The organism is Kineosporia sp. NBRC 101677, assembly GCF_030269265.1.
GTDB classification, from domain to species: Bacteria; Actinomycetota; Actinomycetes; order Actinomycetales; family Kineosporiaceae; genus Kineosporia; species Kineosporia rhizophila.
Genome location: NZ_BSTA01000002.1, coordinates 296169 through 322975 on the forward strand (window position 1 = coordinate 296169; position 26807 = coordinate 322975).

23 protein-coding genes are annotated in these 26807 nt (G+C 70.7%); 13 read left to right on the forward strand and 10 right to left on the reverse strand.

The window, feature by feature from the left end; all coding sequences use genetic code 11:
• The first annotated feature begins 11 nt into the window (after positions 1-11).
• On the forward strand, positions 12-1355 hold the full coding sequence (locus tag QSK18_RS06865) for a sensor histidine kinase (protein WP_285617270.1): 1344 nt from the start codon (positions 12-14) through the stop codon (positions 1353-1355).
• Positions 1355-2041 carry a response regulator transcription factor gene (locus tag QSK18_RS06870; protein WP_232814734.1) on the forward strand — a complete coding sequence of 229 codons (687 nt, stop codon included), beginning with the start codon at positions 1355-1357 and terminating at the stop codon, positions 2039-2041. The genes QSK18_RS06865 and QSK18_RS06870 overlap by 1 nt, the downstream gene beginning before the upstream one ends.
• A gap of 2 nt (positions 2042-2043) precedes the next feature.
• Here the strand turns inward: QSK18_RS06870 and QSK18_RS06875 are convergent, their stop codons facing one another.
• Complete coding sequence (locus tag QSK18_RS06875) at positions 2044-2325, reverse strand: DUF427 domain-containing protein (protein ID WP_232814733.1); 282 nt, start codon at positions 2323-2325, stop codon at positions 2044-2046.
• A gap of 106 nt (positions 2326-2431) precedes the next feature.
• On the opposite strand from QSK18_RS06875, the gene QSK18_RS06880 reads away from it, so the two are divergent.
• Both QSK18_RS06880 and QSK18_RS06885 read left to right on the forward strand, forming a co-directional pair.
• Complete coding sequence (locus QSK18_RS06880) at positions 2432-4861, forward strand: hypothetical protein (protein WP_285617273.1); 2430 nt, start codon at positions 2432-2434, stop codon at positions 4859-4861.
• A gap of 82 nt (positions 4862-4943) precedes the next feature.
• Positions 4944-5735 carry an ArsR/SmtB family transcription factor gene (locus QSK18_RS06885; RefSeq protein ID WP_352396486.1) on the forward strand — a complete coding sequence of 264 codons (792 nt, stop codon included), beginning with the start codon at positions 4944-4946 and terminating at the stop codon, positions 5733-5735.
• Here the strand turns inward: QSK18_RS06885 and QSK18_RS06890 are convergent.
• Positions 5695-7236 (reverse strand): MFS transporter, encoded by a 1542-nt coding sequence (locus QSK18_RS06890; protein ID WP_285617278.1) that lies wholly within the window; start codon positions 7234-7236, stop codon positions 5695-5697. The two genes, QSK18_RS06885 and QSK18_RS06890, sit on opposite strands and share 41 nt — an antisense overlap.
• A gap of 80 nt (positions 7237-7316) precedes the next feature.
• On the opposite strand from QSK18_RS06890, the gene QSK18_RS06895 reads away from it, so the two are divergent.
• The 5 genes from QSK18_RS06895 to QSK18_RS06915 all read left to right on the forward strand — a co-directional run bounded on the left by QSK18_RS06895 (position 7317) and on the right by QSK18_RS06915 (position 12501).
• Positions 7317-8285: an aldo/keto reductase gene (locus QSK18_RS06895; protein ID WP_285617280.1), complete on the forward strand. Its 969-nt coding sequence runs from the start codon at positions 7317-7319 to the stop codon at positions 8283-8285.
• Between the two features lie 281 nt (positions 8286-8566).
• Entirely contained in the window at positions 8567-9685 is a 1119-nt protein-coding gene (locus tag QSK18_RS06900; protein WP_269811178.1) for an ABC transporter substrate-binding protein, read from the forward strand.
• 4 nt (positions 9686-9689) lie between these two features.
• Complete coding sequence (locus tag QSK18_RS06905; protein WP_232814620.1) at positions 9690-10577, forward strand: ABC transporter permease; 888 nt, start codon at positions 9690-9692, stop codon at positions 10575-10577.
• A complete protein-coding gene (locus tag QSK18_RS06910; protein WP_232814619.1) occupies positions 10565-11428 on the forward strand; it encodes an ABC transporter permease in 864 nt (287 codons plus the stop codon). Before QSK18_RS06905 ends, QSK18_RS06910 begins: the two co-directional genes overlap by 13 nt.
• Positions 11429-11430: 2 nt before the next feature.
• A complete protein-coding gene (locus QSK18_RS06915; protein ID WP_232814618.1) occupies positions 11431-12501 on the forward strand; it encodes an ABC transporter ATP-binding protein in 1071 nt (356 codons plus the stop codon).
• A 55-nt stretch (positions 12502-12556) separates the two neighbouring features.
• On the opposite strand, the gene QSK18_RS06920 is transcribed toward QSK18_RS06915, so the two are convergent.
• From QSK18_RS06920 to QSK18_RS06930, 3 genes are read right to left on the reverse strand one after another with little or no spacing between them, the layout of a single operon-like run.
• On the reverse strand, positions 12557-13381 hold the full coding sequence (locus tag QSK18_RS06920) for a sulfite exporter TauE/SafE family protein (RefSeq protein WP_232814617.1): 825 nt from the start codon (positions 13379-13381) through the stop codon (positions 12557-12559).
• On the reverse strand, positions 13378-13965 hold the full coding sequence (locus QSK18_RS06925; protein ID WP_232814616.1) for a suppressor of fused domain protein: 588 nt from the start codon (positions 13963-13965) through the stop codon (positions 13378-13380). Before QSK18_RS06925 ends, QSK18_RS06920 begins: the two co-directional genes overlap by 4 nt.
• A 25-nt stretch (positions 13966-13990) precedes the next feature.
• Positions 13991-14686 carry a 7-carboxy-7-deazaguanine synthase QueE gene (locus tag QSK18_RS06930; protein ID WP_285617291.1) on the reverse strand — a complete coding sequence of 232 codons (696 nt, stop codon included), beginning with the start codon at positions 14684-14686 and terminating at the stop codon, positions 13991-13993.
• Between the two features lie 80 nt (positions 14687-14766).
• On the opposite strand from QSK18_RS06930, the gene QSK18_RS06935 reads away from it, so the two are divergent.
• Positions 14767-15573, forward strand: a complete 807-nt coding sequence (locus QSK18_RS06935) for an NUDIX hydrolase (RefSeq protein ID WP_285617293.1) — start codon at positions 14767-14769, stop codon at positions 15571-15573.
• Here QSK18_RS06935 and QSK18_RS06940 read toward each other — a convergent pair.
• The 5 genes from QSK18_RS06940 to QSK18_RS06960 all read right to left on the reverse strand — a co-directional run bounded on the left by QSK18_RS06940 (position 15563) and on the right by QSK18_RS06960 (position 21406).
• Complete coding sequence (locus QSK18_RS06940) at positions 15563-16759, reverse strand: hypothetical protein (RefSeq protein WP_232814613.1); 1197 nt, start codon at positions 16757-16759, stop codon at positions 15563-15565. The two genes, QSK18_RS06935 and QSK18_RS06940, sit on opposite strands and share 11 nt — an antisense overlap.
• Positions 16760-16791: 32 nt before the next feature.
• Positions 16792-18603: a DEAD/DEAH box helicase gene (locus tag QSK18_RS06945; protein ID WP_232814612.1), complete on the reverse strand. Its 1812-nt coding sequence runs from the start codon at positions 18601-18603 to the stop codon at positions 16792-16794.
• A gap of 112 nt (positions 18604-18715) precedes the next feature.
• On the reverse strand, positions 18716-20359 hold the full coding sequence (gene mctP / locus QSK18_RS06950; RefSeq protein WP_269811164.1) for a monocarboxylate uptake permease MctP: 1644 nt from the start codon (positions 20357-20359) through the stop codon (positions 18716-18718).
• 4 nt (positions 20360-20363) lie between these two features.
• Complete coding sequence (locus QSK18_RS06955) at positions 20364-20609, reverse strand: DUF3311 domain-containing protein (protein ID WP_269811163.1); 246 nt, start codon at positions 20607-20609, stop codon at positions 20364-20366.
• A 122-nt stretch (positions 20610-20731) separates the two neighbouring features.
• Positions 20732-21406 carry a TetR/AcrR family transcriptional regulator gene (locus QSK18_RS06960; protein WP_232814610.1) on the reverse strand — a complete coding sequence of 225 codons (675 nt, stop codon included), beginning with the start codon at positions 21404-21406 and terminating at the stop codon, positions 20732-20734.
• 225 nt (positions 21407-21631) lie between these two features.
• Here QSK18_RS06960 and QSK18_RS06965 point away from each other — a divergent pair, with 225 nt between their 5' ends.
• The 3 genes from QSK18_RS06965 to QSK18_RS06975 form a co-directional block, all read left to right on the forward strand.
• Entirely contained in the window at positions 21632-23812 is a 2181-nt protein-coding gene (locus tag QSK18_RS06965; RefSeq protein ID WP_285617299.1) for an MMPL family transporter, read from the forward strand.
• Between the two features lie 183 nt (positions 23813-23995).
• Complete coding sequence (locus QSK18_RS06970; RefSeq protein ID WP_285617301.1) at positions 23996-25663, forward strand: methyl-accepting chemotaxis protein; 1668 nt, start codon at positions 23996-23998, stop codon at positions 25661-25663.
• 160 nt (positions 25664-25823) lie between these two features.
• Positions 25824-26807 (forward strand): HAMP domain-containing protein (locus tag QSK18_RS06975; RefSeq protein WP_285617302.1); only part of this gene is annotated, 984 nt, incomplete at its 3' end.

Genomic DNA, 26807 nt, shown 5'->3' on the forward strand with positions numbered 1-26807 from the left:
ACAGTGCTGTGATGCGGATGTCCGAGCGGATCCGGCTGAAGGCCGTCCACCACCCGTGGGTGAGGGACGGCCTTCTGGCCCTGCTGCTCCTCGGCGTGGCCACGCTGATCTCCCTCAAGTCGAGCGAGCAACACGCCGGGGCGAGCACGCCCACGGTCCTGGCGGTGCAGGCCGCGCTGTTCTCCCTGCTGGTCTTCCGGACCGCCGCGCCGGTCACGGTCCTGGCCCTGACCACGCTGGGCACGGCCGGCCTGATCTGGCACCTCGGGGGCGAGGCCGCCTCACCCCTGGTGATGGCGGCCGGGGCGGCCATGGTCACCGTGGCCGGCCTGGGCAACCGCCGACGCACGCTGACCTGCGCCTGCTGTGCCAGCGCCGTGATCATTCTGGCCCAGGCCGTGGCCCATGGGGGCCTGCAGATCGGTGCGCACATCGGCACCCTGCTGTGGGTCGGTTTCTTCGCCTCGGCCGGTGAGGCCGTACAGAGCAAGAAGGCTTACGTGGCAGAGGTCGAGGAGCGGGCCCGGCGGGCCGAGCACACCCGGGAGGAGGAGGCCGGGCGCCGGGTGGCCGAGGAGCGTCTGCGGATCGCCCAGGAACTGCACGACGTGGTCGCCCACCACATCGCCGTGATCCACGTGCAGGCCTCGGTGGCCGAGCACCTGGTCACCGACAACCCGGCCGAGGCCAAGGAGGCCCTGACCCACGTGCGGCGCTCCAGCCGCACGGTGCTCGACGAGCTGACCGGCCTGCTCAACGTGCTGCGCCGGCCGGGTGATCCGAAGACCCCGATCGAGCCCGCCGCCGGGGTCGGTGACCTGCCCGAGCTGATCCGCTCGTTCGAGAGCTCGGGGCTGCGGGTGAGCTGGACCGTCCGCGGCGAGCGCCGCCCCCTGCCGCCCGCGGTCGACCTGGTCGCCTACCGCCTCGTGCAGGAGGGCCTGACCAACGCCCACAAGCACGGCTCCGGCTCGGCCGGCCTCGACGTGCGGTTCGCCGGTGACGCCGTCCTGATCGACATCGTCAACCAGAACGGGGTGGTGGCGGTGCCTGGGACGGATCAGCCGGATGCGCTGCTGGGTGGCTACGGCCTGATCGGCATGCGCGAGAGGGCCCTGGCGGTCGGCGGCAGCCTGCGGGCGGCCCCGGAGGCGGACGGCACCTGGCGGGTGCGGGCCAAACTGCCGGTGCGCCCGCTGCCCGATGCGAGCCCGGCCTCGGCGGCCCCGGCCGCCGAGCCGGTCGTGACCGAGCCGCCCGCCCGGGCGGCGGGCTGCGTGGACCTGTCCGGTCTGAGTGGCCTGTCCGCCCGGCTGACCAGCGAAGCCCGTAGCCGTCCCCAAGAGAGTGTGTGATGACGAGACCGACCACCCGTGTCCTGCTGGCCGACGACCAGGCGCTGATCCGGGCCGGCTTCCGGGTGCTGATCGACTCCGCCCCCGACCTGGAGGTGGTGGGCGAGGCCGGCACCGGGCGCCAGGCGGTCGAGATGGTCCGCACCGCCCGGGCCGACGTGGTCGTGATGGACATCCGGATGCCCGACCTGGACGGTCTCGAGGCCACCCGGATGATCTGCGCCGACGACGACCTGGCCGGCGTGAAGGTGCTGGTGGTGACCACTTTCGAGATCGACGAGTACGTGCTGGCGGCGCTGCGGGCCGGGGCCAGCGGGTTCGTCGGCAAGGGGGTGGAGGCGGAGGAGCTGCTGGCCGCGATCCGCACCGTGGCCAGCGGCGACGCACTGCTCTCGCCCCGCGCCACGCGCGGCCTGATCACCGAGTTCCTGGCCCAGCCGAGCAGCGTGGGCACGGTCACCCCGGAGGTGTTCTCGGCGTTGACCGAGCGCGAGCGGGAGGTGGCCACCCTGGTCGCGCTCGGCCTGTCCAACGACGAGATCGCCGAACGTCTCTTCGTCAGCCCACTCACCGCGAAAACCCATGTCAACCGGGCGATGACGAAGGTCGGCGCGCGGGACCGGGCGCAGCTGGTGGTCGCGGCCTACCAGAGCGGGCTGGTCAGCCCGGCTCCGGAGGCCCGCTGAGATCAGGGGGTCACGGTGACCCCTCGCCAGAACGCCACCCTGTCCTTGATCTGCGCCGCAGCCTCTTTCGGTTCGGGGTAGAACCAGGCCGCGTCCGTGTTCTCGGCGCCGTCCACGGTGATCGAGTAGTACGAGGCGGTGCCCTTCCACGGGCAGACCGTGCGGGTATCGGTCGCCGTGATCAGTTCCTGCCGCACCGAGGAGACGGGGAAGTACGCGTTCCCCTCCACCTCCACGATGTCGTCGGACTCCGCGATCACAGTGTCGTTCCAGATGGCACGCATGGCCGTTCCCTTCCGTACGGAGGCCGGTGAGCCGGTCTTCCTGTGAATGCTGGCTCCAGTAGGAACCGGGGCTGCCATTTCTTCTATTTCTGCTTAAGGTCGTGGGGTGCGATGGACCGGTTCGGCCCGGTTGGTCTCGGGCGGTGCCACGGCGCTGCGCCGTGCCGCCGCCGTCGCGGCCTTCCTTCTCGCTGTCACAGTGGTCTTCATGGTGTCCGGATCCACTGCGGCACAACCCAGAACGGCCGCCGGCGCCACGCCCGCCCAACCCACCGGCACGCCCTCGTCCAGTGAAAGCCCGTTGGAGTTGTACGGCAGTGAGGCCGACACCAGCGCCCTGCCCACCTCGTCCACCGTGCCATCGATCCCCTCGTCGGGGGAAAAGTCAACGGCTTCGGGCGATTCGTCGTCTGGCGGCGCCTACGGGATCACTCGCACAGACGCCCTGACCTCCTCCGGCATCCCGGTCGGGGCGCAGCGCGCCTACCAGGCCGCCGCCGACCAGCTCGCCCGCACCGACCCGTCCTGCCGGATCCACTGGTCGCTGATCGCCGCAATCGGCCGGGTGGAAAGCAATCACGGCCGCCACGGCGGGGCCGGGATCACGGCGACCGGCCTGGTCAGCCCACCGATCCTGGGAATCCGCCTGGACGGCTCGACCCCGGGCACGGCGACGATCTCGGACTCGGACGGCGGCCGCTACGACGGGGACACGGCGCACGACCGCGCGGTGGGCCCGATGCAGTTCCTGCCCGGCACCTGGAAGTCCTACGGCAAGGGCAACCCCCAGAACATCAACGATGCCGCTCTGGCCGCCGGCACTTACCTCTGCGCCGGCAGTTCCGACCTGAGCACCCGCTCCGGCCAGGAAGCAGCGGTGTACCGGTACAACCGCAGCAACAGCTACGTGTCGCTGGTGCTCTCGCTGGCCACCGCCTACGCAACCGGCGAGCCCCAGGCAGTGCCCAACCCCCGCCCCGACACGCCTACCCCCACCAAGACAGAAGACGACCCACCCGGCACCGCCCCCGGCCCTCCACCTGCTCTGCCCAAGCCCCCGAAAGCCAAGCCCACCCCCACGCCCACGAAGACCAGCAAGCCCCCCACCCCGACCAGGACCAGCAAGCCGGCCCAACCCGTTCCCACCTCGAGCCGCCCCACCCCGACCCAGAGCGCAACCCTCACCGCCAGCGATTCCTGCGCACCAACGCCCACCCCCACGACCACGCCCACCCCGTCCACCACCCCAACGCCCAGCCCCACCCCCACCGAACCCACCCCCACTGAGCCCACCCTCATGCCGACGGTCACCCCCACCCCCAGCACAACCCCGACGTGCGGTGAGGCGACGCCCTCGGTCACCTCTCCGGCAGGCTCCCCGAGCGGGAGCGCTCAGCCCAGCCGATCCGAGACGAGCTCGGCCAGCGAGAAGCCCACCGCGACGGGCAGTGGGCCGGCCAGCACGACGTCGACCAGCGGTGGGGCGGGCGGCACGGACTCGCCCAGCGCCACGAAGAGCGAGACCTCCGGTGGCGGTGAAGGTAAACCGCCGAGCACGACTACCAGCGGAGGGGTGGGCGGGGGTAGCGGTTCGCCCAGCGCCACCAGGAGTGGGACATCGGGCAGCAAGGGTAAGTCGCCGAGCGCCACGGCCAGCGTGGGGACGGGTGGAAGTAGCGGTTCGCCCAGTGCCACCGGGAGTGGGACGTCGGATGGCGGTGAAGGTAAGCAGACGGGCGGCGCAGGCACGGGCAGGGTTGCTGGTTCACCGAGCGCCACCGGGAGTGGGACATCGGGCAGCAGTGAGGGTGAGTCGCCGAGCGCCACGGCCAGCACGGGGACGGGCGGGGGGAGCGGTTCGCCGAGCGCCACGGGGAGTGGAGCATCGGGCGGGGCTGAAGGTAGGCCGTCGAGCGCCACTGTCAGCGCGGGGACGGGCGGGGTTACTGGTTCGCCGAGCGCCACCGGGAGTGGGACGTCCAGCGGCGGCCCGGGTTCGTCCAGTGCAGCCAGGAGCGGGACCTCGGGCAACGCGACCGGGAGTGTTCCACCCGGAGCTTCCTCGGGAGCGAGCACCGGCCACGAGTCATCCGGTGAGCACGGGCAAGGCGATGCCGAGCCCACCACCGGGCCCACCACCCGGCCCGCCGCCCGGCCGACGAGCCGACCCAAGCCGACCGCGGCTGGTGAGCAGACCTCGTCCATTGGTGGTTCTGGTCGTCCGGGCGGCACTTCCACGTTGACCCCCTGCCCGTCGGCGGCAGGGGAGGACGGCACGTCCGAGGAATTGGTGGAAGAGGCTGACGGAAAGGCTCCGGTGGGCCGGGCGGCCGAGGGTAAGGCGGTTCGCGGTAAGGCCGACGAGAGTAAGGCGGCGCCGGGGGAGGTTCTGGGCTGTTGCGCAGAGGGAGCGCAGGCCGAAGCCGAAGTCGGTAAGAAGCCGGCGGCCAAGGCGCCGGCCACCAAGGGCGGGGCGCCTGAGACCCCGGCCGCGGCGACGACCGGGCCGATTCCCGTGCCCACCTGCCCGTCCTAATTCGCTGCCGACCAGCCATAGGCAGCCGGATGGTTGCCTACTCTGGGGCAGGCGCCTAGGCTGCCGGGTGGTGGAGGAAGTGATGGACGACGAGGTGTTCCGGGCGCTGGCCGATCCCACCCGGCGGGCCCTGCTCGACCGGCTGGCGGAGCGGAACGGGCAGAGTCTCAAAGAGCTGTGCGCCGGGCTGGGCATGGCGCGACAGTCGGTCAGTAAGCATCTGGCCGTGCTGGTGGGGGCCAACGTGGTCACCACGGCGCGCCGGGGGCGCGAGGTGCTGCACTACCTGAACGCCGAGCCGGTCAACGCCATCGCCGACCGCTGGATGTCCAAGTACGACCGGGGCCGGGCTCAGGCCCTGGCCGGTCTCAAACAGGCCTTGGAGGACGGGAACATGCCAGAAAGCAGCGATTTCGTCTACGTCACGTTCATCCGCTCCGGTCCGGAGCGGGTCTGGCGGGCGATCACCGAGCCGGAGTTCACGAAACAGTACTGGGGGGTGGAGTTCCGCACCGACTGGCGCAAGGGCAGTCCGATCGTCTGGAGCTTCCAGGGGATCGAGATGGCCGATCCCGAGCAGGTGGTCCTCGAGGCCGAGCCCTACACCCGGCTCTCCTTCACCTGGCACGCGATCACCCCGGAGTTCGCCGCCAAGGTCGGCATCGACGAGGAGACCCGCGACCGGCTGGTGCGCGAACCCCGCACCACGGCCACCTTCACGCTCGAGCCGCAGGAGGGCGGGGTGACCAAGCTGAGTCTGCTGCACACCGGCCGGCCGGGCAGCAGCATCGTCGAGATGGTCGAGCAGGGGTGGCCGCAGACCCTGGCCAGTCTCAAGAGCCTGCTGGAGACCGGCTCTCCGCTGGAGCAGTAGCCGCCGGAGGCTGGTCGACCGCGCAGTGGTAGGCCGGTTCCGTGCGCGCCGGAACCGGTTTCGTCACCTCGTCGCTCACGCCCAGCCAGGCGATGAGAGCACTGACCGCCATCAGGACCGCGCAGCTGATCACCGCGATGTGGAAGCCGTCGGCCAAGGGGCCGGCGCGGTTGAAGTCGTCGCCCGACAGGCCCATCAGCAGGGGCAGTACGGCCACCGAGAGCAGGCCGGCGGTGCGGGCCACGGCGTTGTTGACGCCGGAAGCCACCCCGGCATGCCGGTCTTCGGCCGCGGCCAGCACGGCTGCGGTGAGTGGGGCCACGGTCAGGGTCAGGCCCAGCCCAAACACCAGGATGCCGGGTAGGGCGTGGGTGAAATAGCCCGCTGCGGGCTCGATCCGGAGCATCAGGAGCAGGCCGCCGGCCATGATTACCGGGCCCACGGTCATCGGACGGCGGGGGCCGATGCGAGCCGCCAGGGCACCGGTGCGGGACGAGAGGGTGAGCATCAGCAGGGTCACCGGCAGCATGGCGGCCCCGGCCTGCAACGGACTCAGCCCGGTGACCACCTGCAGCACCACCGCCAGCAGGAAGAACACTCCGGAGATGGCGGCGTAGAGCGCGAGCGTGACCAGGTTCGCGGCGGTGAACTGCCGGTTGGCGAACACGTCGAGGGGGACCAGGGGGTGCGGGCTGCGGCGTTCGGTCCGGATGAAGAGCACGAAACCGAGGACGCCGGCCAGGCCGGCGATCCAGACCACCGGTCGGTTGCCGGAAGGGGCCGCGATCAGGGCGTAGGTCACGCCGCCGAGCCCGATCGCCCCGGTGACCGAACCCAGCACGTCCAGCCGGCGCGGTGCGCTCGCGTCCAGGGTCTCCGGCACGTGCCGCACGGCCAGGTAGATCACGAAAACCGTGAGTGGCAGGTTGATCAGGAAGATCCAGCGCCAGGACTGCTCGAGCAGCGCCCCGCCCAGCAGCGGCCCGACCGCCGAGGCCACGCCACCCAGACCGGACCAGGCGCCGATCGCCCGGGCCCGGTCCTCCCGGCAGAACGACGCCGAGATCATCGCCAGGCTGCCCGGGGTGAGCAGAGCGCCACCCACGCCCTGGAGGGCTCTGGCGAGCACGAGCGTCTCCAGGTTCGGAGCCACCCCGCACAACAGTGAGGCGACCCCGAACCAGGCCACCCCGAGAACGAAGACCCGGCGGCGGCCGAACCGGTCGCCGAGCGAGCCGCCGAGCAGGATCAGCGCCGCCAGGGTGAGGGCGTAGCCGTTCACCGTCCACTGCAGCCCGGCCACGTCGGCGTCCAGGTCCTGGCCGATCGTGGGCAGGGCCACGTTCACCACCGTGGCGTCCAGGCTCACCACCGCGCTGCCCAGCACCGCCGCGGTCAGCACCCAGCGACCGGCCGGGGTGGCCAACCGCAGTTTCGCGTCGTCTCCCGAAACCGAACCGGACGCCTCTGCCCCGGCGCCGTTCGACCCGTCCTCAATCATGTAACCGAGACTGCCCGAACCCTTAACCCAAGTCGAGCGAAGTCTGGGTGTCCGGGAGCTGCTCACCTACGCTGACCCGCATGGACTACGTGAAGCTCGGACGCACCGGTCTCGATGTCTCCCGGATCTGCCTGGGGTGCATGAGCTACGGCGTCCCGGAACGCGGCCACCACCCCTGGACACTCGACGAGGAGACCAGCCGGCCGTTCATCAAGGCCGCGGTCGAGGCCGGCATCAACTTCTTCGACACGGCCGACATGTACTCCGACGGGACCAGCGAGGAGATTGTGGGCAAGGCGCTGGCCGACTTCGCCCGCCGCGACGAGATCGTGCTGGCTACCAAGGTCTTTCACCGGATGCGGCCCGGCCCCAACGGAAGTGGCCTGTCCCGCAAGGCGATCATGACCGGGATCGACGCCAGCCTGCGCCGCCTGGGCACCGACTACGTCGACCTCTACCAGATCCACCGCTGGGACCCGGCGACCCCGGTCGAGGAGACGATGGAGGCCCTGCACGACGTGGTGAAGGCCGGAAAGGCCCGCTACATCGGCGCTTCCTCGATGTACGCCTGGCAGTTCGCCAAGGCCCAGTTCACCGCCGAGCTCAACGGATGGACGAAGTTCGTGAGCATGCAGCCGCACTACAACCTGCTCTACCGCGAGGAGGAGCGGGAGATGCTGCCGTTCTGTGCCGACCAGGGCGTCGGGGTGATCCCGTGGAGCCCGATGGCCCGGGGCCGGCTGACCCGCGACTGGGACTCCGGCAGCAACCGGCAGCAGACCGACGAGGTGCTGCAGGCGCTCTATCAGGAGGGCGACCGCCGGATCGCCGAGGCGGTGGCCGAGGTGGCCGCCGCCCGGGGAGTTCCCCGAGCTCAGGTGGCCCTGGCCTGGGTGGCCCGCAACCCGGTGGTCACCGCACCGATCATCGGGGCGACGAAGCCGCAGCACCTGACCGACGCGGTCGAGGCGCTGAGCCTGGAGCTGAGCGACGAGGAGGTGGCCCGGCTGGAGGCGCCGTACACCCCTCATCCGGTGGCCGGTCACTGATACCCCACGATGTCTTGTTGTGGCTGATCATGCTCCCCTACGGTGGGTGATGACTTAGGGGCGATCTGACGGCGAAGTCGCCGTTAGTCACGAAAGGGTCTCGCCGCGTTGTGCCGGTTGTCCGGATCATGACGGGACATTCCGCGGTCGTTAACCATTCGGTCAGCCCTTGGCCGCTCCGTGCCCCCGGTGAGGCCGCCCGTGTCCATGTCACTGTGTTCAGCGTTCAACTACGCGGGGGTACAGGTGCCTGAGGAGGCTCGAAACACGTGAAGAAGGTCATGCGCGGATTCGGCGCGACTGTGGCGATGGGCGCGCTCGTCGCCCTCGCCGCCTGCGCGCCGCCGAGTGACGACGACAGCAGCGCGAGCGGCGAGGGGGGCGTCTCCGCGGCCGCCGCCACCTCCGCCGAGGAGTTCGGTGGCCTGGAGGCCCTGGTCGAGGCGGCCAAGAAGGAGGGCAAGGTCAACACCATCGCCCTGCCCGACAACTGGGCGAACTACGGCGAGATCAAGGCCGCGTTCACCGAGAAGTACGGCATCGAGGTGGTCTCGGACAAGCCCGACGCGGCCAGCCAGGACGAGATCAACGCGGTCAAGACCGAGAAGGGCCGCAGTTCGGCCCCGGACGTGCTGGACATGGGCGGTGCGGTCACCCTGGCCAACACCGACCTCTACGCCCCCTACAAGGTGGCCACGTTCGACGAGATCCCGGCCGCCCAGAAGGACCCGAACGGCCTGTGGGTCAACGACTACGGCGGCTACATGTCGATCGGGTACGACTCCAGCAAGTTCGACTCGATCGCCTCGCTGGACGACCTGCTCGACCCGAAGTTCAAGAACAGCGTCGCCCTGAACGGTGACCCGACGCAGGCTGGGGCCGCGTTCAGCGGGGTCGCGATGGCTGCGCTCGGCAACGGCGGCTCGGCCGACGACGTGAGCAAGGGCGTCGACTTCTTCGGTGAGCTGAAGAAGGCCGGCAACTTCGTCCCGGTGCAGGCCTCCCCGGCCACGATCAAGAGCGGCGAGACCCCGGTCGTCTTCGACTGGGACTACCTGAACGCCGCCCAGGTCTCGGAGAACCCGAACTGGAAGGTCGTCGTCCCCGAGGGCGCGGTGCTGGGCAGCTACTACAACCAGGCGATCAACAAGGACGCCCCGCACCCGGCCGCCGCGCGGCTGTGGCAGGAGTTCCTGTTCTCGGACGAGGGCCAGAACCTGTGGCTCAAGGGCGGTGCCCGCCCGGTCCGCATGGAGGCGATGACCGAGGCCGGCACCATCGACAGCGCGCTGGCCGAGGCCCTGCCCGCGGTCGAGGGCGAGCCGGTGTTCCTGACCACGGAGCAGACCGAGGCCGCCACCAAGACCCTGACCGAGACCTGGGCCAAGGCGATCGGCTGACGTCGTGACGTCACTCGAGGTCCCACCCGCCGGCCAGTCCACCCGGACTGGCCGGCGGTTCTCTCTCAGCTGGCTCGGCGTGGTGCCGTTCTTCGCCTACGTCGGGCTCTTCCTGCTGCTGCCGACCGCCCTGGTGGTGATCCAGGCGTTCGGTACCGAGGACGGCCGGCCCACCCTGGCGAACGTCCAGGCGCTCGGCGAGAGCTACGTGCTGACCGCCTTCTGGCGCAGCATCCAGCTCTCCTTCACCACCGCCGCGATCGGTGCCGTCTTCGGCGCGGTGCTGGCCTATCTCGTGGCCACCGGCCCGGCCGACGGCCTGGTGCGGCGCACGGTCACCGCGGTGGCCGGGGTGCTGGCCCAGTTCGGCGGGGTGACCCTGGCGATCGCGTTCATCGTGAGCGTGGGCAACCAGGGCCTGCTGACCGTGCTGCTGCGCGACGCCGGCCTGGACGTCTCCGGCGGCTGGCTGTACGAGCTCAGCGGTCTGGTGGTGGTCTACCTGTACTTCCAGATCCCGCTGATGGTGCTGGTCTTCCTGCCCGCCCTGGACGGGATCAAGCCGCAGTGGCGCGAGGCCACCGAGAGCCTGGGCGGCGGAACCTGGGTGTACTGGCGGCATGTCGCCGGACCCCTGCTGACCCCGCCGTTCCTGGGGGCCTTCCTGCTGCTGTTCGCCAACGCGTTCGCCGCCTACGCCACCGCGGCCGCACTGATCAGCCAGGGCGGGATCATCATCCCGCTGCAGATCCGCGCGGCGATGACCAGTGAGACCGTGCTCGGCCAGGAGAACGTGGCCAAGGCCCTGGCGCTCGGCATGGTGATCGTGGTGGCCGTGGCGATGGCGCTCTACTCCTGGATGCAGCGGAGGTCCTCACGATGGCTGCAGTAACGGCCCTGGTGCCCGAGACCGAGAAGCCGACCGAACGGGGGCCGGGCCTGCGCGCCCGTTCGGCCAAGCGCGCCCGGGTCACCCGGGCCCTGCTGATGGTGCCGTTCGCGCTCTTCTTCGCGGTGCCGCTGCTGGCCCTGGTGGAGTTCAGCACCCGGGCCACCGACCTGTACGGCGAGCGCACGCTCGAGGCCTGGCGGGCGATCGGTGACAACCCGGAACTGCTGACCGCACTGCGGGACTCGCTGCTGCTGGCCCTGCTGACCTCGGTGGTGGCACTGGCCCTGCTGGTGCCGACCATGGTCTGGGTGCGGCTGCGACTGCCGAAACTGCAGCGCGTGGTGGAGTTCCTGTGCCTGCTGCCGCTGACCATCCCGGCGCTGGTGCTGGTGGTGGGGCTCGGCCCGATCTACCTGTGGATCGCGTACTTCACCCCTGACGCCTACGACTCCTCGCCCCTGGTGCTGGTTTTCGTCTACGTCGTGCTGGTGATGCCGTACATGTACCGTTCGCTCGACGCCGGACTGCAGGCGATCGACGTGCGCACGCTGAGCGAGGCCGCCCGCAGTCTGGGCGCCGGCTGGTTCACCGTGATGGTGCGGGTGATCCTGCCGAACATCACCTCCGCGGTGCTCAACGCCTCGCTGCTGGCGGTCGCCCTGGTGCTCGGTGAGTTCACCGTGGCCTCGCTGCTCAACTACGACAACCTGCAGGTGGCGATCAACCTGCAGGCCCAGGCCAGTGTCGGGGTGGCGGTCGCGCTGTCCGCGGCGGCCCTGGCGTTCGTGTTCGTCCTGCTGTTCGCGCTGTCCTTCGTCGGCCGCCGCCGCTCAACCGCTGAGGAGAAGTAGACGTGACCGAAACCCTCACCCGAGCCGGGGTCGAGGTGCGGCTGGAGGGCCTGCGTCGTCAGTACGGCTCGGTGACCGCCCTGGACGGCCTCGACCTGACCATGGAGCCGGGCGAGTTCATCGCCCTGCTCGGCCCTTCCGGGTGCGGCAAGACCACCGCGCTGCGGCTGCTGGCCGGCCTGGAGGACGCCGACGAGGGACGGGTGGTGGTGGGCGGTAAAGACGTCACCGGGCTGCCCACCAACAAGCGCGACATGGGCATGGTGTTCCAGGCCTACTCGCTGTTCCCGCACATGACCGCCCGCCAGAACGTGGCCTTCGGGATGCGGCTGCGCAAGGTCGGCGAGGCCGAGCGCAACCGGCGGGCGGGCGAGATGCTCGAGCTGGTGGGGCTCTCCGCCCAGGCCGACCGCTACGCCCACCAGATGTCCGGCGGTCAGCAGCAGCGGGTGGCGCTGGCCCGGGCGCTGGCCATCCGGCCCACCGTGCTGCTGCTCGACGAGCCGCTCTCGGCCCTGGACGCCAAGGTCCGGGCCAGCCTGCGCGACGAGATCCGGCGGGTGCAGCTGGAGGTCGGCATCACCACCCTGTTCGTCACCCACGACCAGGAGGAGGCGCTGGCCGTCGCCGACCGGGTCGGGGTGATGAACGCCGGCCGGCTGGAGCAGCTGGGGGCGCCGACGGAGATCTACGCCAGCCCGGCCACGCCGTTCGTGGCCGAGTTCGTCGGTCTGTCGAACCGCCTCCCGGCCACCGTGAGCGGCGGTATCGCAGACGTTCTCGGGGCCCGCCTGCCGGTCGTCACGGCATCGGCCGAGGGCAGTGGCTTCGCGCTGGTGCGGCCGGAGGCCGTGGAGCTGGCCCCGACCACCGACTCTGCGGCCGGTGACCCGCTGGTCGGGCCGGTGGTGGCGGTGTCGTTCCTGGGCGCGGTCACCCGGATCACGGTGGACCTGGGGGAGCACGGCAAGGTGCTGGCCCAGCTGCCCACCTCGCAGGCCGTCGGGTTCACACCGGGCGACACCGCCCGGGTCTCCTTCCGCTCCGACCCGATCCTGGTGGTCAAGGGCTGATTCAAACTGAGGACGGCGCTGGGTCACCACCCAGCGCCGTTTTCGGTTTGCGGGTTCAGAGGAAGGCGTCCAGGCCGAGTTTGACCGCGAGCCCCAGTCCGGCCAGCGCGATCAGGATGCGCAGAGGTCCGGCGGGGGCGTGACGGATGACCATCGGGCCGATCCGCCCGCCGATCAGGCAGCCGATCGCCAGCGGTAGGCAGTGCGCCCAGTCGACCGGGCCGAAGAGCGCGAAATAGACTGCGGCGACGACGTTCGCGGCGGTGAGCACCATGGTGCGCACGGCACTGGAGCGAGCCAGGCTGAGGCCGGTGAAGCCGAGGACCAGGGCCAGCAGCATCACTCCGGCCGCCGCTCCGAAATAGCCTGCGTAGATGCCGACGAAGAAGGTGCCGATCCGGAAGGCCCGTGACGGGTCGACCTTCGGTGGGTTCGGGCTGACGTCGGCAGCCGTGTGCGGGATCTCGTCGGCCGGGATGTCCCCGAGGGCCGAATCGGCCGAGGTGGCCGAAGCGGCCGGTGTGGTGCGGATCAGCACGCCCAGGGCGGCCGCGGCGATCAGGATCGGCACCACCCGCTCGAGCAGTTCCGACGGGGTGAGCAGCAGCAGGATGCTGCCGACGATCCCGCCGGGCACGGCCGAGTAGAGCAGTTGCCGCACCAACCGGCCTTGCCCGCGCAGCTCCGGCCGGGACCCCAGGGCGGTGCCCACGCCGGAGAACACCAGGGCCACCGTGTTGGTGACGTTGGCGGTGGTCGCGGGCAGCCCGGCGGCCAGCAGGGCCGGATAACTGACCAGCGAGGCCAGCCCGGCGATACTGCCGGTGAGCCCACCGCCGACGCCGGCCAGGACCAGCAGGAACCAGGTGCTCACGCTCATCGCAGCACCGAGACCCGGGCCGGGTCGCGCAGGTCGGTGCCCGCCTGCAGCCACAGCTCCCGCAGGTGCCCGGTGCCGCGGGCGCGGGCCAGCGCGGCCTCGTCCGGGGTCATCGGGAGCACGGGGAAGAACCGGACCGGTTCTACGCCCTCACCCACCTGACGCAGGTCGAGATCGGGAACGAGCCCACCGGCGTCCCCAAGCATCACTGCAGTGGTCCGGGCTCCTGGCCAGAGCGGTTGCTGCAGGTCAAGGGTGGCGCCGGCCGCCAGGACCAGGCCCTCGACCTGTGGGGTGGCGGCGAGCACGGCGAGGGTGCGCAGCACTTCGTCGCGGGCGGCGCTGAGGCTCAGGACCAGTTCGGCGCGCGGCCCGCGCACCGGGTCGATCACCGCGGCGGTGGGCGGGTGCATCGGGGCGTGGCTGACCCCGACGGTGGCGTAGCGGACCAGGCCGGACGGATCGGGGCCGAAGCGGTCGACCTCGAGCGGCTGGGTGCCCAGGAAGGTGATCGAGGCGGTGGCCACCGGACCGGGGAAGGTGGCCGCCAGGTGGGAACGGACGAGCTGCGAGACGGCGGGCACCGGGGCATTCCATCACGAGCGCCGCTCAGGGCATCAGGGCGTTCAGCCGCGGAGAGACGTTGAAGCCGGCGTCGAGGGCCGGGCCGGTGATCGCCTGCAGCCGGGCCACGACCGGGCCCGGCCGGGTGCCCTCGGGGCTGATCCACACCCGGTCGCGGGGCAGGCCGTGCGCCCTGACCAGGCTCGACACCGTGGCGATGTCCTCCACCTCGCGCACCACGAAGGAGAAGTCGACATCCAGGCGCCGGGCCAGCCGGCCCCAGAGCACCAGGATGTCGCCGTTGATCCGGGCCCACGCCGGATCGCCGGAGTGGGCCAGCTTGGGTGAGACGGTGACCCAGCTGACCCCCCGCAGGGTCTGCTCGGTCGGGGCGATGGTGCCGTTGGTCTCCAGCCCGATCTCGTTGCCGGACAGCGCCGCCAGCAGGTAGGGCCAGGCCGGGCTGGTCTGCTGCATCAGCGGTTCACCGCCGGAGATCACGATGGTGCTCGGCCGGCAGGCCAGCGCCTCCTCGGTGATCTCCGAGATGGTCCACATCGCCAGCTCGCGGCTCAGGTCGTAGCGCGCCGCGTCCCAGGTGTAGGCCGAGTCGCACCAGGAGCAGGCCAGGTTGCAGCCGCCGAGCTGGATCACCGAGGTGCGGCGACCGGAGGCGGACCCCTGACCGTGGATCACCGGGCCCATCACCCCGGCCACGGAGAGCGTCAGGTCGCCGGTCATCCCGGCGGCTCAGCCGGGGCCGTCACGAACTGCTCATATCCAGTCACCTCCGCGACCGTTCATCGTGCCACCATGCAGGGGTGGACGTCGATGCTCAGTTGCTGCACCGCGCCCGGCTGCTGCTGGCCGGTGAGCTCGAACCGGTCCTGCCCCGGGCCGCGGCCACCGTCGCGCTGATCCGGGACACCCCCGACGGCCTGCAGGTTTACCTGCTGCGCAGGCAACCCCGGATGGCCTTCGCGGCGGGGATGTACGTGTTTCCGGGCGGTTCGGTGGACGCTTCGGACTCCTCGGTCGAACTGGAGACGCCGGTCACGGGCTGGGTGGGCCCGGCGCCTTCGGTGTGGGCCGGCTGGTTCGGGACGGACGAGGTCACCGCGGCCTCGCTGGTGCGCGCGGCGGTGCGCGAGACCTTCGAGGAAGCGGGAGTCCTGCTGGCGTCGTCCATGAATTCCGAGGCGACCACCGCCTCGTTGACCGAGACCGAGCGGGCCGATCTGGAGGCCGGCCGGATCTCCCTGTCCGGCCTGCTCGCCCGTCACCACCTGGCCCTGCGGGCCGACCGGCTGGCTCCGTTGCAGCACTGGATCACCCCCGAGCCGGAACAGCGCCGCTACGACACCTGGTTCTTCGTGGCCGCGTTGCCCGAGGGGCAGGAGCCGCGGGAGGCGGGCACCGAGGCCGATCGGCGGGTCTGGCTGAGTCCGGCGCAGGCTCTGGACGCCGGCCTGACTCTGATGCCGCCCACCCGCGCGGCACTCACCGAACTGGCTCGCCACGGCACGGTGGCCGAGGCGCTGCAGGCCCTGGTCGCCGAACGCGAGATCGAGACGGTGACTCCGCGCTTCGAGATCGTCGGTGACCGGGTGGCGTTCTTCAGGGACTGACCACGGCTTCTTCCCGGCGCAGGAGCACGGCCAGGGCGATCAGGAGAGCGGCCGCGATCACCAGCAACGTGATGTCGTGGCCCGCGAGGAACCGATAACGGACGATTGGCACGGCGGTGAGGGCAAGCACGAGGACGCTTCGGGGCACCGAACACCGGGAATGCAGCAGCCCGATCCCGATCACCACGGCGATCAGGAACGGGTACCAGTAGTAGGACAGCATCAGGGGGTCGAACAGCAGCCGGGCCAGCAGTACCGCGAGCGGTCCGGCCCAGATCAGGTCCGGGCGCCGGCCCAGGGCCAGTGCCGCGCCCGCGCCGGCCGCACCGGCGGCCAGACCCTGCAACAGCCGCAGCGGCCAGGAGAAATGGTCGAGGCCGGGGTTCAGCGAGCTGACCAGGGTGCCCGGCAGGACGGCCCACTCGAGCTCGAACATCTCGAACCGGCCGGCGGCCACGAACGGCAGGTAGCAGGCTACGGCCGCGACCGCGAAGGCGGCGCAGCCCACGACCAGCCGGACCGGGCGGCGTTCGGTGAGCAGCAGCCCGGCCGCCAGCACCCCCCACGGCTCCCAGCCTGCCGAGAGGCCGATCACGACCCCTGCCGCGACGGTTCGGCCCCGCACCGCCAAGGAGGCTCCGAGCACCCACATCAGCGCCACGCCGAACTGGGCCAGGTGGCCGCCCAGAAGGAACACGTAGGGGACGGCGGTGAGGACCGCGGCGACTCCGGCGGCCAGTTCCATTGCCGGAGAAGCAGATCGGCCGTGAACGCGGCGCAGATGGCGGACCAGGAGAAGGGCTCCGGCGACCAGAGCGGCCCCGAGCGTGGCGCGCAGCCAGAGCTGCCCCTCCAGCCCTTCCCGTACGTAGGCGGCCTGGTGCTGGTGGTCGAACGGGAACAGCGCCCAACTGCCGAGCAGCTCCAGCGGACCGGCCTGCATCCAGGGGTCGGCGTAGATCCCGGAGAACCGGCCCAGCAGGATCTGCTTCCCGGCGCGGGCGAAGCGGATGAAGTCGGCCGGCATCAGGCCGCCGTTCGCGATCGGGGCGGCGCCCTGCACGGCGCCGATCACGCACAGCAGCCAGCGCAGGCGCACGGCCAGGTGCAGCGCCGGGGCCAGGCCGTCGAGGTGCCGGCCGACCTTGAACAGCGGGGTCAGCGGGGGGACGGTGCCGGTCGCCACCTGGTGAGGTTCGGCGACCGGCTCACCCGTCTTTACTTACCGGGGTAGGACTTGCGGAACTGCTTGCGCTCGCCGAACCCGCTGCGGGCGCGCTGCGGCGGCGGGCCGTCGGTCTTGGTCAGCTGGATCAGCTTGCCCGAGATCCGGGTCTGGGTGAGCGCCTCGACGGTCTCCCGCGAGAGGTTGGCGGGCAGTTCGACCAGGGTGTGGTCGGCCTGGATGTCGATGTGCCCGAAGTCGCCCCGGCCCAGGCCACCCTCGTTGGCGATGGCCCCGACGATGGCGCCGGGCTGCACCCGGTGGCGGCGGCCGACGGAGATCCGGTACGTGGCCAGGGGGACGTCTCCGCGGGGACGCCGGGGCCCGGCCACCCGGGGAGCCGGACGGCCGTTGCGGTCGCGGACCCCGTTGGGCTCACGAGCCGGCCGACGGGCCGACGGCGGCGGGTCGGGGGGCAGCAGGAACGACTTGCCGTCCTGGGCGATCACCGCCAGGGCGGCCGCCACCGCGGCGGCGGGCACGTCGTGCTCGGCGATGTACTCCTCGATCAGCCCCCGGAAGACCGCCGCCTCGGGGCTGTCCAGGTTGGCCTTGATCGAGTCGGTGAACTTGGTGACCCGGGTCGAGTTCACGTCGTCGACCGAGGGCAGCGGCATCTCCTCGATCGTCGAGCGGGTGGCCCGCTCGATCGAGCCGAGCAGCCGCTTCTCCCGCGGGGTGACGAACAGCAGCGCCTCGCCCGAGCGCCCGGCCCGGCCGGTGCGGCCGATCCGGTGCACGTACGACTCGCTGTCGTGCGGGATGTCGTAGTTGACCACGTGGGTGATCCGCTCGACGTCGAGACCGCGGGCGGCCACGTCGGTGGCCACCAGGATGTCGAGCTGGCCGGACTTGAGCTGGCCGATCGTGCGCTCGCGCTGCTGCTGGGCCAGGTCGCCGTTGATCGCGGCGGCGGAGAAGCCGCGCGAGCGCAGGCGCTCGGCGAGTTCCTCGGTGGCCTGCTTGGTGCGGACGAAGATGATCATCGCCTCGAAGTCCTCGACCTCGAGGACCCGGGTGAGGGCGTCCAGCTTCTGCTGGTGCCCCACGAAGATGTAGCGCTGCCGGGTGTTGGTCGAGGTCACCGTGCGGTTGGCCACGGTGATCTCGGCCGCGTCGGTGAGGTACTTCTTCGAGATCCGGCGGATCTGCGGCGGCATGGTGGCCGAGAACAGCGCCACCTGCTTCTGCTCCGGCGTGGTGGCCAGGATGGTCTCCACGTCCTCCTGGAAGCCCATCTGGAGCATCTCGTCGGCCTCGTCCAGCACCAGGTACTTCAGCTGGGACAGGTCGAGGGTGCGCTTCTCCAGGTGGTCGATCACCCGTCCGGGCGTACCGACCACGATGTGCGCGCCGCGCTTGAGGCCGCTGAGCTGGACCCCGTAGCTCTGGCCGCCGTAGATCGGCAGCACGTGCAGCCCGGGGATGTGGTGGGAGTAGCGGCCGAAGGCCTCGGCCACCTGCAGGGCGAGCTCGCGGGTGGGGGCCAGCACGAGGGCCTGCGGGGCGCGCTGCTCCAGGTCGATCCGGCTGAGCACGGGCAGCGCGAAGGCGGCCGTCTTACCGGTACCGGTCTGGGCCAGGCCGACCAGGTGGCGGCCCTGCATCAGAGGTGGGATGGCGGCCGCCTGGATGGGCGACGGCATCTCGTAGCCGACGTCGCTGAGGGCTCGCAGCACCCGCTCGTCGATCCCGAGGTCGGCGAACGTGGGCTGGGCCTCGCCCGGCTGTGCTACCTCGGCGGTGGTTTCGGGGGAGTCCGCGTGGTCTTCCGGCGTGTCGCGGACGGCGGGATCGGTGTTCATCGCCCACCAATCTACGGAGCCGGAGGGCTTCCTGCACAACGCGGGCCCCGGGAACCGACTTGTCCCGGGGCCCGCGGTTGTGCAGCGGCTTTGTCCGATCACCCTGCGCTAGCTAGTCACCCGCCAGGGAAGCGGGCTCACCGGATGCGGCCGGCGGGGGTGCGTCCGGGGTCCGGTCGACCGTGTAGTCCTCGGGCCGGGTCGCGTCGCCGGTGTCCGTGGCACCCGTTCGCCGTAGGACCAGGGTGAGCAGGGCGGCGACGACGAGGTTGGCCGCGACCGCGACGAACCCGACGTAGATCTGCTTCTCGGTGTCGAACCCGGCCAGCGAGAGCCGGTAGGCCGAGCCGCCGAAGTGCTCCTTGCCGTTGTTCGGGTTCGGGATCTGGTAGAGCATCCCGATCCCGACCGCCAGCCCGGCGACTAGCCCGCTGCTCAGCGCCCACGGGTGGAACCAGCGGGTGTACACCCCGATCGCCACCGCGGGCAGCGTCTGCAGGATCAGCACGCCGCCGATCAGCTGCAGGTCGATGGCGAACTGGGGGTCGAGGAAGAGGATCACCGCGACCGCCCCGACCTTCACCACCAGCGAGGTGATCTTGCTGACCGAGGCCTCCTGCTTCGGGGTGGCGTCCCGGCGCAGGTACTCCTTGTAGACGTTGCGGGTGAACAGGTTGGCCGCCGCGATCGACATGATCGCGGCCGGGACCAGGGCCCCGATGCCGATCGCGGCGAAGGCCACGCCGGTGAACCAGCTCGGGAACATCTGGTCGAACAGCAGCGGCACGATCGTGTTCGTGTCGGTCTTGCCCTCGCTGGTGACCGGCTTGATCCCGGCCGCCAGGGCCATGTAGCCGAGCAGCGCGATCAGCCCGAGCAGGAAGCTGTAGGCCGGCAGCGCCGACATGTTCTTCTTGATCGTGTCCCGGTCCTTCGCGGCCAGCACGCTGGTCAGCGAGTGCGGGTAGAGGAACAGGGCCAGGGCCGAGCCGAGCGCCAGGGTGATGTACTGCAGCTGGTTGTTCGCGTTCAGCAGCAGGCTGCCCCGGGGCTGGCCGGTGTTCGGGTTCTCCTGGGCCAGCGCCTGCTCGGCGCCGCCGAAGATCGCGTCCCAGCCGCCGAGCTTGTAGGGGATCACGATCACCGCCACGATGATCACGATGTAGATCAGCGTGTCCTTGACGAAGGCGATCAGCGCCGGCGCGCGCAGGCCCGAGTTGTAGGTGTAGAGCGCCAGGATCAGGAACGCGATGATGATCGGCAGGTGCCCGTGCACCCCCATCACCTTGAGCACCGCCTCGATGCCGACCAGCTGCAACGCGATGTACGGCATGGTGGCGACGATGCCGGTCAGTGCGACCAGCAGGGCCAGGGTGGGGGAGCCGAACCGGCCGCGGACGAAGTCGGCCGGGGTGACGTAGCCGTGCCGGTAGCTCACCGACCACAGCCGGGTGAGCACCAGGAAGGCCAGCGGGTAGATCAGGATCGTGTAGGGCACGGCGTAGAAGCCGATGGCCCCGGCCGAGAACACCAGCGCCGGCACCGCGACGAAGGTGTAGGCGGTGTACAGGTCGCCGCCGAGCAGGAACCAGGTGATCCAGGCGCCGAAGTTGCGCCCGCCCAGCCCCCACTCGTCGAGGTGGTCGAGCGACTCGGCGCGCCGCCAGCGGGCGGCCACGAAGCCCATCACCGAGACCAGGGTGAAGAGCAGGACGAAGACGACGATCTCGACGACGTGGTCGGAAGCCTCCGGCATCGGCTCAGCCCCTCCGCCTGGTGCGGTTGTAGACCAGCGCGGTGCAGCCCACCCCGAGCAGCACGAAGAGCAGCTGCAGCCAGTAGAAGAGCGGGAAGCCGAACAGGGCCGGCGTCTCGTGGTTGAACAGCGGGGTGCTCAGCGGGATCACGATCGGGATCAGCAGCACCCAGTTCCACGGGCTGCGGTCGGTCTGCTGCACGGTCGAACGATCCGGACGCGGATCCTCCGGAGGCTGCGTGGACGACATCGTCCGGCTCCCCTCACTCACACGACGGCCAGGGCGACTGACTGTCTATCAGGTCACAGTTTGTCCGCCAAGAGTTGCGGGCCATGGACCGTGGGTGAGATCCGAATGTTATTCGTGGCAGTTCAGGCCGGTTCGGAGACGGCCTTGAGGATCAGGGCCAAGGAACGGCGGCAGGCGTCCAGGCCGGCCTTCTCGCCCGCCGCGGCGCTGCTGCCCGGCTCGGCCGGGAACCACATGTGCGTGGTGCCGGTCTCGTAGCCGGCGATCAGCAGGGTCAGCGCGTCGCCGGTGTCGACCCGCAGCCGGCGGCCGGCCCGGCCCAGCCCGGCCACCACCAGGCGGGCCAGCTCGTCGTGGAACGGGGCCATCGCCTTCTGCAGCACCGGGGCCTGCTCCGGATTACGCACCATGTACAGGCCGATCTCGGTCTCCATCAGCCGGGACTGCCGGTCCACCGGGTTGGCCGCGAGCACCTTGTCGACCAGGTCGTCGATCACGTCCGCGCCCTCGGGGGCCGGGGTCTGCTCGGTCTCGTCGAGGATCTTGCGGATGCCCTCCAGCAGGGACTGGTGCTTCTCCTGCATCAGGGCGTAGAGCAGGTCCTCCTTGGTGGAGAAGTTCGAGTAGAAGGCGCCGCGGGTGAACCCGGCCTCCTCGCAGATCGCCTCCACGCTGGCCCCGTTGGCCCCCCGCTCGGCGATCACCGTGGTCGCGGCGGCGAGCAGGCGCGCTCGGGTGGCGGCCCGGCGGGGGCTGATCCGCTCGGTCCGGCCACTGTGGGTCTGCGGCTCGCTCACGGAGTGTTTCCTCGGCTTCCTGGTTCATCCCGGCTCGCGCCGCCCCGGGCCGGACGGCGCGAGCGTCAGTGTCTCTCAGTCGGCCCGATCGGGCAGTACCGCGACGCCGGCCGCGGAGGGCGCCGGGCACCGGCAGGATCCGCCGGATACATTAGTGTATTCAATACAGTTCTGTATCGAACCTGTTCAGCCGCACTTCTGGTGGGACGGCAAGGGAGAAGACGTATGTCTACGCTGCTCTACGCGCTCGGCCGGCGCGCCTATCGGGGCCGTCGTGCGGTCCTCGCCGTCTGGGTGGTGGTCCTGATCGCGCTGGCCGCCGGGGCGGCCACCCTCGGCACCGGCACCAAGGAGGAGTTCCGGATCCCGGGGACGGCCTCGCAGGACGCGCTCGACGACCTCGGCGAACGATTCCCCGAGCTGAGCGGCGGGCAGGCCCAGGTCGTGGCGGTGGCTCCCGAGGGCTCCTCGGTCACCGCGGAGTCCGTGCAGCAGGCGGTCCAGGCCTCGCTGGCCGCCATCGCCGAGGTGGACGGCGTCACCGCGGTCGTGGACCCGTACAACGAGCAGGTCCGCGGGGCGATCTCGGCCGATGGCCAGGTGGCGCTGGGCACGGTGCAGGTGGAGGCCGGCTGGCGCGAACACCAGGACACGCTGCGCGAGGACATCGAGGCCGCGGCCGCGCCGATCGAGAAGGCCGGAGGCACGGTCGAGTTCGGTGGTGAGGTGTTCGCCGTCGCCCTGCCCGAGGTCACCCCGACCGAGGCCGTCGGCGTGGTGGTCGCGCTGGTGGTCTTGATCGTCACCTTCGGCTCGGTCCTGGCCGCCGGTCTGCCGCTGATCACCGCGCTGCTCGGGGTGGGCGTCGCGATGGCCGCGATCTTCCTGGCCACCCCGGTGGTCGACGTGTCCAGCACGGTGCCGCTGCTCGCGCTGATGATCGGCCTGGCGGTCGGCATCGACTACGCCCTGCTGATCGTCTCCCGGCACCGTGACCAGCTGCACGAAGGGCTGGAGCCGGAGGAGTCGGCGGCCCGGGCGGTGGCCCGGGCCGGGTCGGCGGTGGTCTTCGCCGGGCTCACCGTGATCATCGCGCTGGTCGGCCTGGCCGTCGCCCGCATCCCCTTCCTGACCGTGATGGGCGTGGCCGCGGCCGGGGCGGTCCTGGTGGCCGTGCTGGTCGCGCTCACCCTGCTGCCCGCCCTGCTCGGATTCCTCGGTGGCCGGCTGATTCCCAAGGCCAGGGGCGAGGGGCAGGAGCGTCACGGCTTCGCCGACGCCTGGCTGAACACCGTGATCCGTTGGCCCGTGGTCACCGTCCTGCTCGTGGTGGTCGGGCTCGGCCTGCTCGCCGTGCCCGCCAAGGACCTGCGTCTGGCCCTGCCCGACAACGGCACCGCGGCCGCCGAGACCACCCAGCGTCAGGCCTTCGACCTGGTCGCCGACCACTTCGGCCCCGGGGCCAACGCCCCGCTGCTGGTCACCGCCGACCTGCCGGCGGGCAGCGATCCGCAGCAACTGCTCGGCGCCCTGGCCGGTGAGCTGGGCGCCCTGCCCGGGGTCGCCGGGGTGAGCTCGGCGGCGGTCAACCAGGCCGGCGACCTGGCGGTGGTGGCCCTGGTCCCCTCCGGCAGCGCCACCTCGGCGCAGACCTCGGACCTGGTGCAGGAGATCCGCGACGCCGACGCCGAGTTCGAGGAGAGGTACGGCGTGCAGGTCGGGGTGACCGGGCAGACCGCGATCGCGATCGACGTGTCCGACCGGCTGGCCGACGCCCTGGTGCCGTTCGGCATCCTGGTCGTCGGGCTCTCCCTGGTGCTGCTGGGCGCGGTCTTCCGTTCGGTCGCGGTCCCGGTGAAGGCCGCCCTCGGCTACCTGCTCTCGGTCGGCGCCTCGTTCGGGGTGGTCGCCGCGGTGTTCGAATGGGGTTGGCTGGCCGACCTTCTCGGCGTGCAGCGGGTCGGCCCGGTGATCAGCTTCATGCCGATCCTGCTGATGGGTGTGCTCTTCGGCCTGGCCATGGACTACGAGGTCTTCCTGGTCGCGCGGATCCGGGAGGAGTTCGTCCGCACCGGTGACGCCCGGCGGGCGCTGCAGCTGGGCTACGCCGGCGGTTCGCGGGTGGTCACCGCGGCCGCGCTGATCATGGTCTCGGTCTTCGCCGCCTTCGTGCCCGAGGGCGACGCCCAGATCAAGCCGATCGCCCTGGCCCTGGCGGTCGGGGTGTTCGTGGACGCCTTCGTGGTCCGGATGATCCTGGTCCCGGCGGTGCTGGCGCTGATGGGCCGGGGCGCCTGGTGGATCCCGGGTCGGCTGGACCGGATTCTGCCGCACCTGGACGTGGAGGGCGAGGGTCTGGACCAGCGGCTCGAGGCTCAGGACAAGAACGAGCCGAGCACGGTCTGACCGGCGAGCCGGGGGCCCGGTGAACGCACTGTGTTCGCCGGGCCCCCGGCGTCTGCTGGCCTGGACGAGTGACTACGGGACTTTGCGTCACCTGCGCGGGTCTTCGGTGTTTCAGTAGGCGCAGCGGCCGCCGATGCATGGATGACGACCCCCCCGTGCACGACCGGAAGAGGCCACTGATCCATGACTGCCGTCGCCGACCCCCTGGCCCCTCAGGCCCCGTCCTCCCGTCGTTCCTCTCCGCTCGGATGGTTCGCGGGTCTGCGGATCGGGGCCAAGATCCTCGTGGTGACCGGTCTGGCCGTGGTGCTCACCGCGCTGGTCGGTCTCACCGGGCAGTTCGCCGTGCACGACGTGCAGGAGACCGGTGAGCGGATCGTCAACGTGACCGCCGCCGAGTCGCAGCTGAACATCCGGTCCCGTTCCAACTTCAGCGGGTTCCGGCGCAGCGTGATCCTGGCTGCCGTGCAGCCGGACGCCGAGGCGAAGGCCGATGCGGTGGCCAGCGCCGAGGAGAACTACACCGAGGTCGTCGACGCGATGAAAGAGCTGCAGACCATGCCTCTTTCGGAGAGCGACCGGGCCACCCTGACGCAGGAGGTGCTCCCGGCCCTGGAGGACGTCTGGCAGGTCTGGACCGGGACCCTGCAGCCGGTCGCGGCCGACCCGGACCTGACCCTGCGCGGTCTGCAGGGCTACCTGGCCCAGATGGACGAGGTCTTCGACCCGCCGGTGCAGCGCTTCCTGGACGCCAACACCGCGATCACCGACAGCCTCGCCGCGTCGATGTCCGCACAGGTCACCGAGTCCGGCGACAACGCCACCAGCGCCACGGTGCGGATCTGGCTGATCACCGCGGCCGGTGCGGCCGTGCTGTTCGCCATCGGCGTGGGGATCGCCCGGCTGGTGTCGAGTTCGATCGGCCGGCTCCGGCAGGCGCTGGTGGCGCTGTCCGAGGGTGACCTGACCGCCACGGCCGACGCCTCCGGCCGGGACGAGGTGGGTCAGATGGCCCGGGCCCTGAACGAGGCCACCCACACCCTGCGTTCGGCGATGGTGCAGATCAACGGGACGTCGTCGACGTTGTCGGATTCGTCGCGGAGTCTGAATGCGATCTCTTCGCAGATCTCGGCGAATGCGGATTCGACGTCGAATCAGGCGTCGGGTCTGGCCGGTACGGCGCAGGAGGTATCGGGCAGCGTGCAGACGGTGGCGGCGGGGACGGAGGAGATGGAGGCGAGTATCCGGGAGATCGCTTCTTCGTCGGCCGAGGCGGTGCGGGTGGCTTCGAGTGCGGTGAACGAGGCGGTGACGGCTCGGGCGACGGTGGCGAAGCTGGGTGACTCCAGTGTCGAGATCGGCAATGTGGTCAAGGCGATCACGTCGATCGCTGAGCAGACCAACCTGCTGGCGCTGAACGCGACGATCGAGGCGGCCCGGGCCGGTGAGGCCGGTAAGGGTTTCGCGGTGGTGGCCGAGGAGGTCAAGCAGTTGGCGCAGGAGACGGCCCGGGCGACGGAGGACATCTCGAAGCGGGTCGAGGCCATTCAGGCGGACACGCAGGAGGCGGTGGACGCGATCGCGCGGATCTCGCAGACGATCGAGGACGTCAACGCCTATCAGACCACGATCGCTTCGGCGGTCGAGGAGCAGACCGCGACCACGTCGGAGATCTCGCGCAGTATCACCGAGGCGGCGGCGGGTTCGGCGAGCATCGCCACCAGTGTGGATTCGGTGGCGAGTGCGGCGCAGGCCTCCAGTTCCAGTATCCAGCAGGCCGAGCGGGCCTCGGGTGAGCTGGCCGGGCTCTCGACCGAGCTACGTCAGCTGGTCGCCCGCTTCCGGCTCTGAGGCCGGTTCAGGTTTGCCCCGGCGGTGCCGATGAGGTCTGGACGATCCGATCCGGTGAGCGCTGCCGGGCCGACGCCCAACTGCCCCACCTGTTCGTCCCCCGTTCTGCCGGCCGCCCCCACGGCCGGTGCCCGCCTCGGAAGGGTCCAGGAAAAGCTCCATGACCGTCGTGAGTGACATGACGTCCACGCGCCCCTCGGGCGGCGGCTTCTCACCCCTGCGCGTTCTCACCGACCTTCGGATCGGCGCCAAGATCCTGATCCTGGCCGTCCTTGCCGTGGTGCTCACCGTGCTGGTCGGCGTGACCGGCCAGCTCGCCGTGAACAACGTGCAGCAGGCCGGCGAGCGGATCGTCAACGTCACCGCCGAGGAGAGCCAGGCGATCCTGGCCGCCCGGGCGAACTTCAGCGGTTTCCGCCGCTACATCTACAGCACCGCGATGGCGCAGGACGCCGAGTCCCGGGACAAGGCCGTGGCCAGCGCCGAGGAGAACTACAACGACGCGCTCAACGGGCTGAAGGGCCTGCAGAGCATGGATCTTCCCGAGGCCGACCGGAAGATCCTGGCCGACACGCTGCTGCCGGCCATGGACCAGGCCTGGACGGTGTGGTCGCAGCAGCTGCTGCCGACCGCCTCGAACCTCGACCTGAACCTGCGCCAGCTCGACGCCTACATGACCCAGGTCGCCACCGACTTCGACCCGGTGGCGAACGAGGTCCGCGACCAGATCGCAGTGATCACCGAGCATCTCGACACCTCGATGTCGGACCAGGTGGACCAGTCCGCCGCCGATGCCCGGAGTGCCACGGTGCGGATCTGGCTGTTCACCGGTCTGGGCGCGATCGTCCTGATCGCCGTCGGCCTGGGCATCGCCCGGCTGGTCTCCGGTCCGGTCAGCCGGCTGCGGGACTCGCTGGTGGCGTTGTCCGAGGGTGACCTGACCGCCACCGCCGACGTGAACAGCCGCGACGAGATCGGGCAGATGGCCCACGCCCTGAACGACGCCAGCGCCTCGCTGCGTTCGGCGATGGTGCAGATCAACGGGACGTCGTCGACGTTGTCGGATTCGTCGCGGAGTCTGAATGCGATCTCTTCGCAGATCTCGGCGAATGCGGATTCGACGTCGAATCAGGCGTCGGGTCTG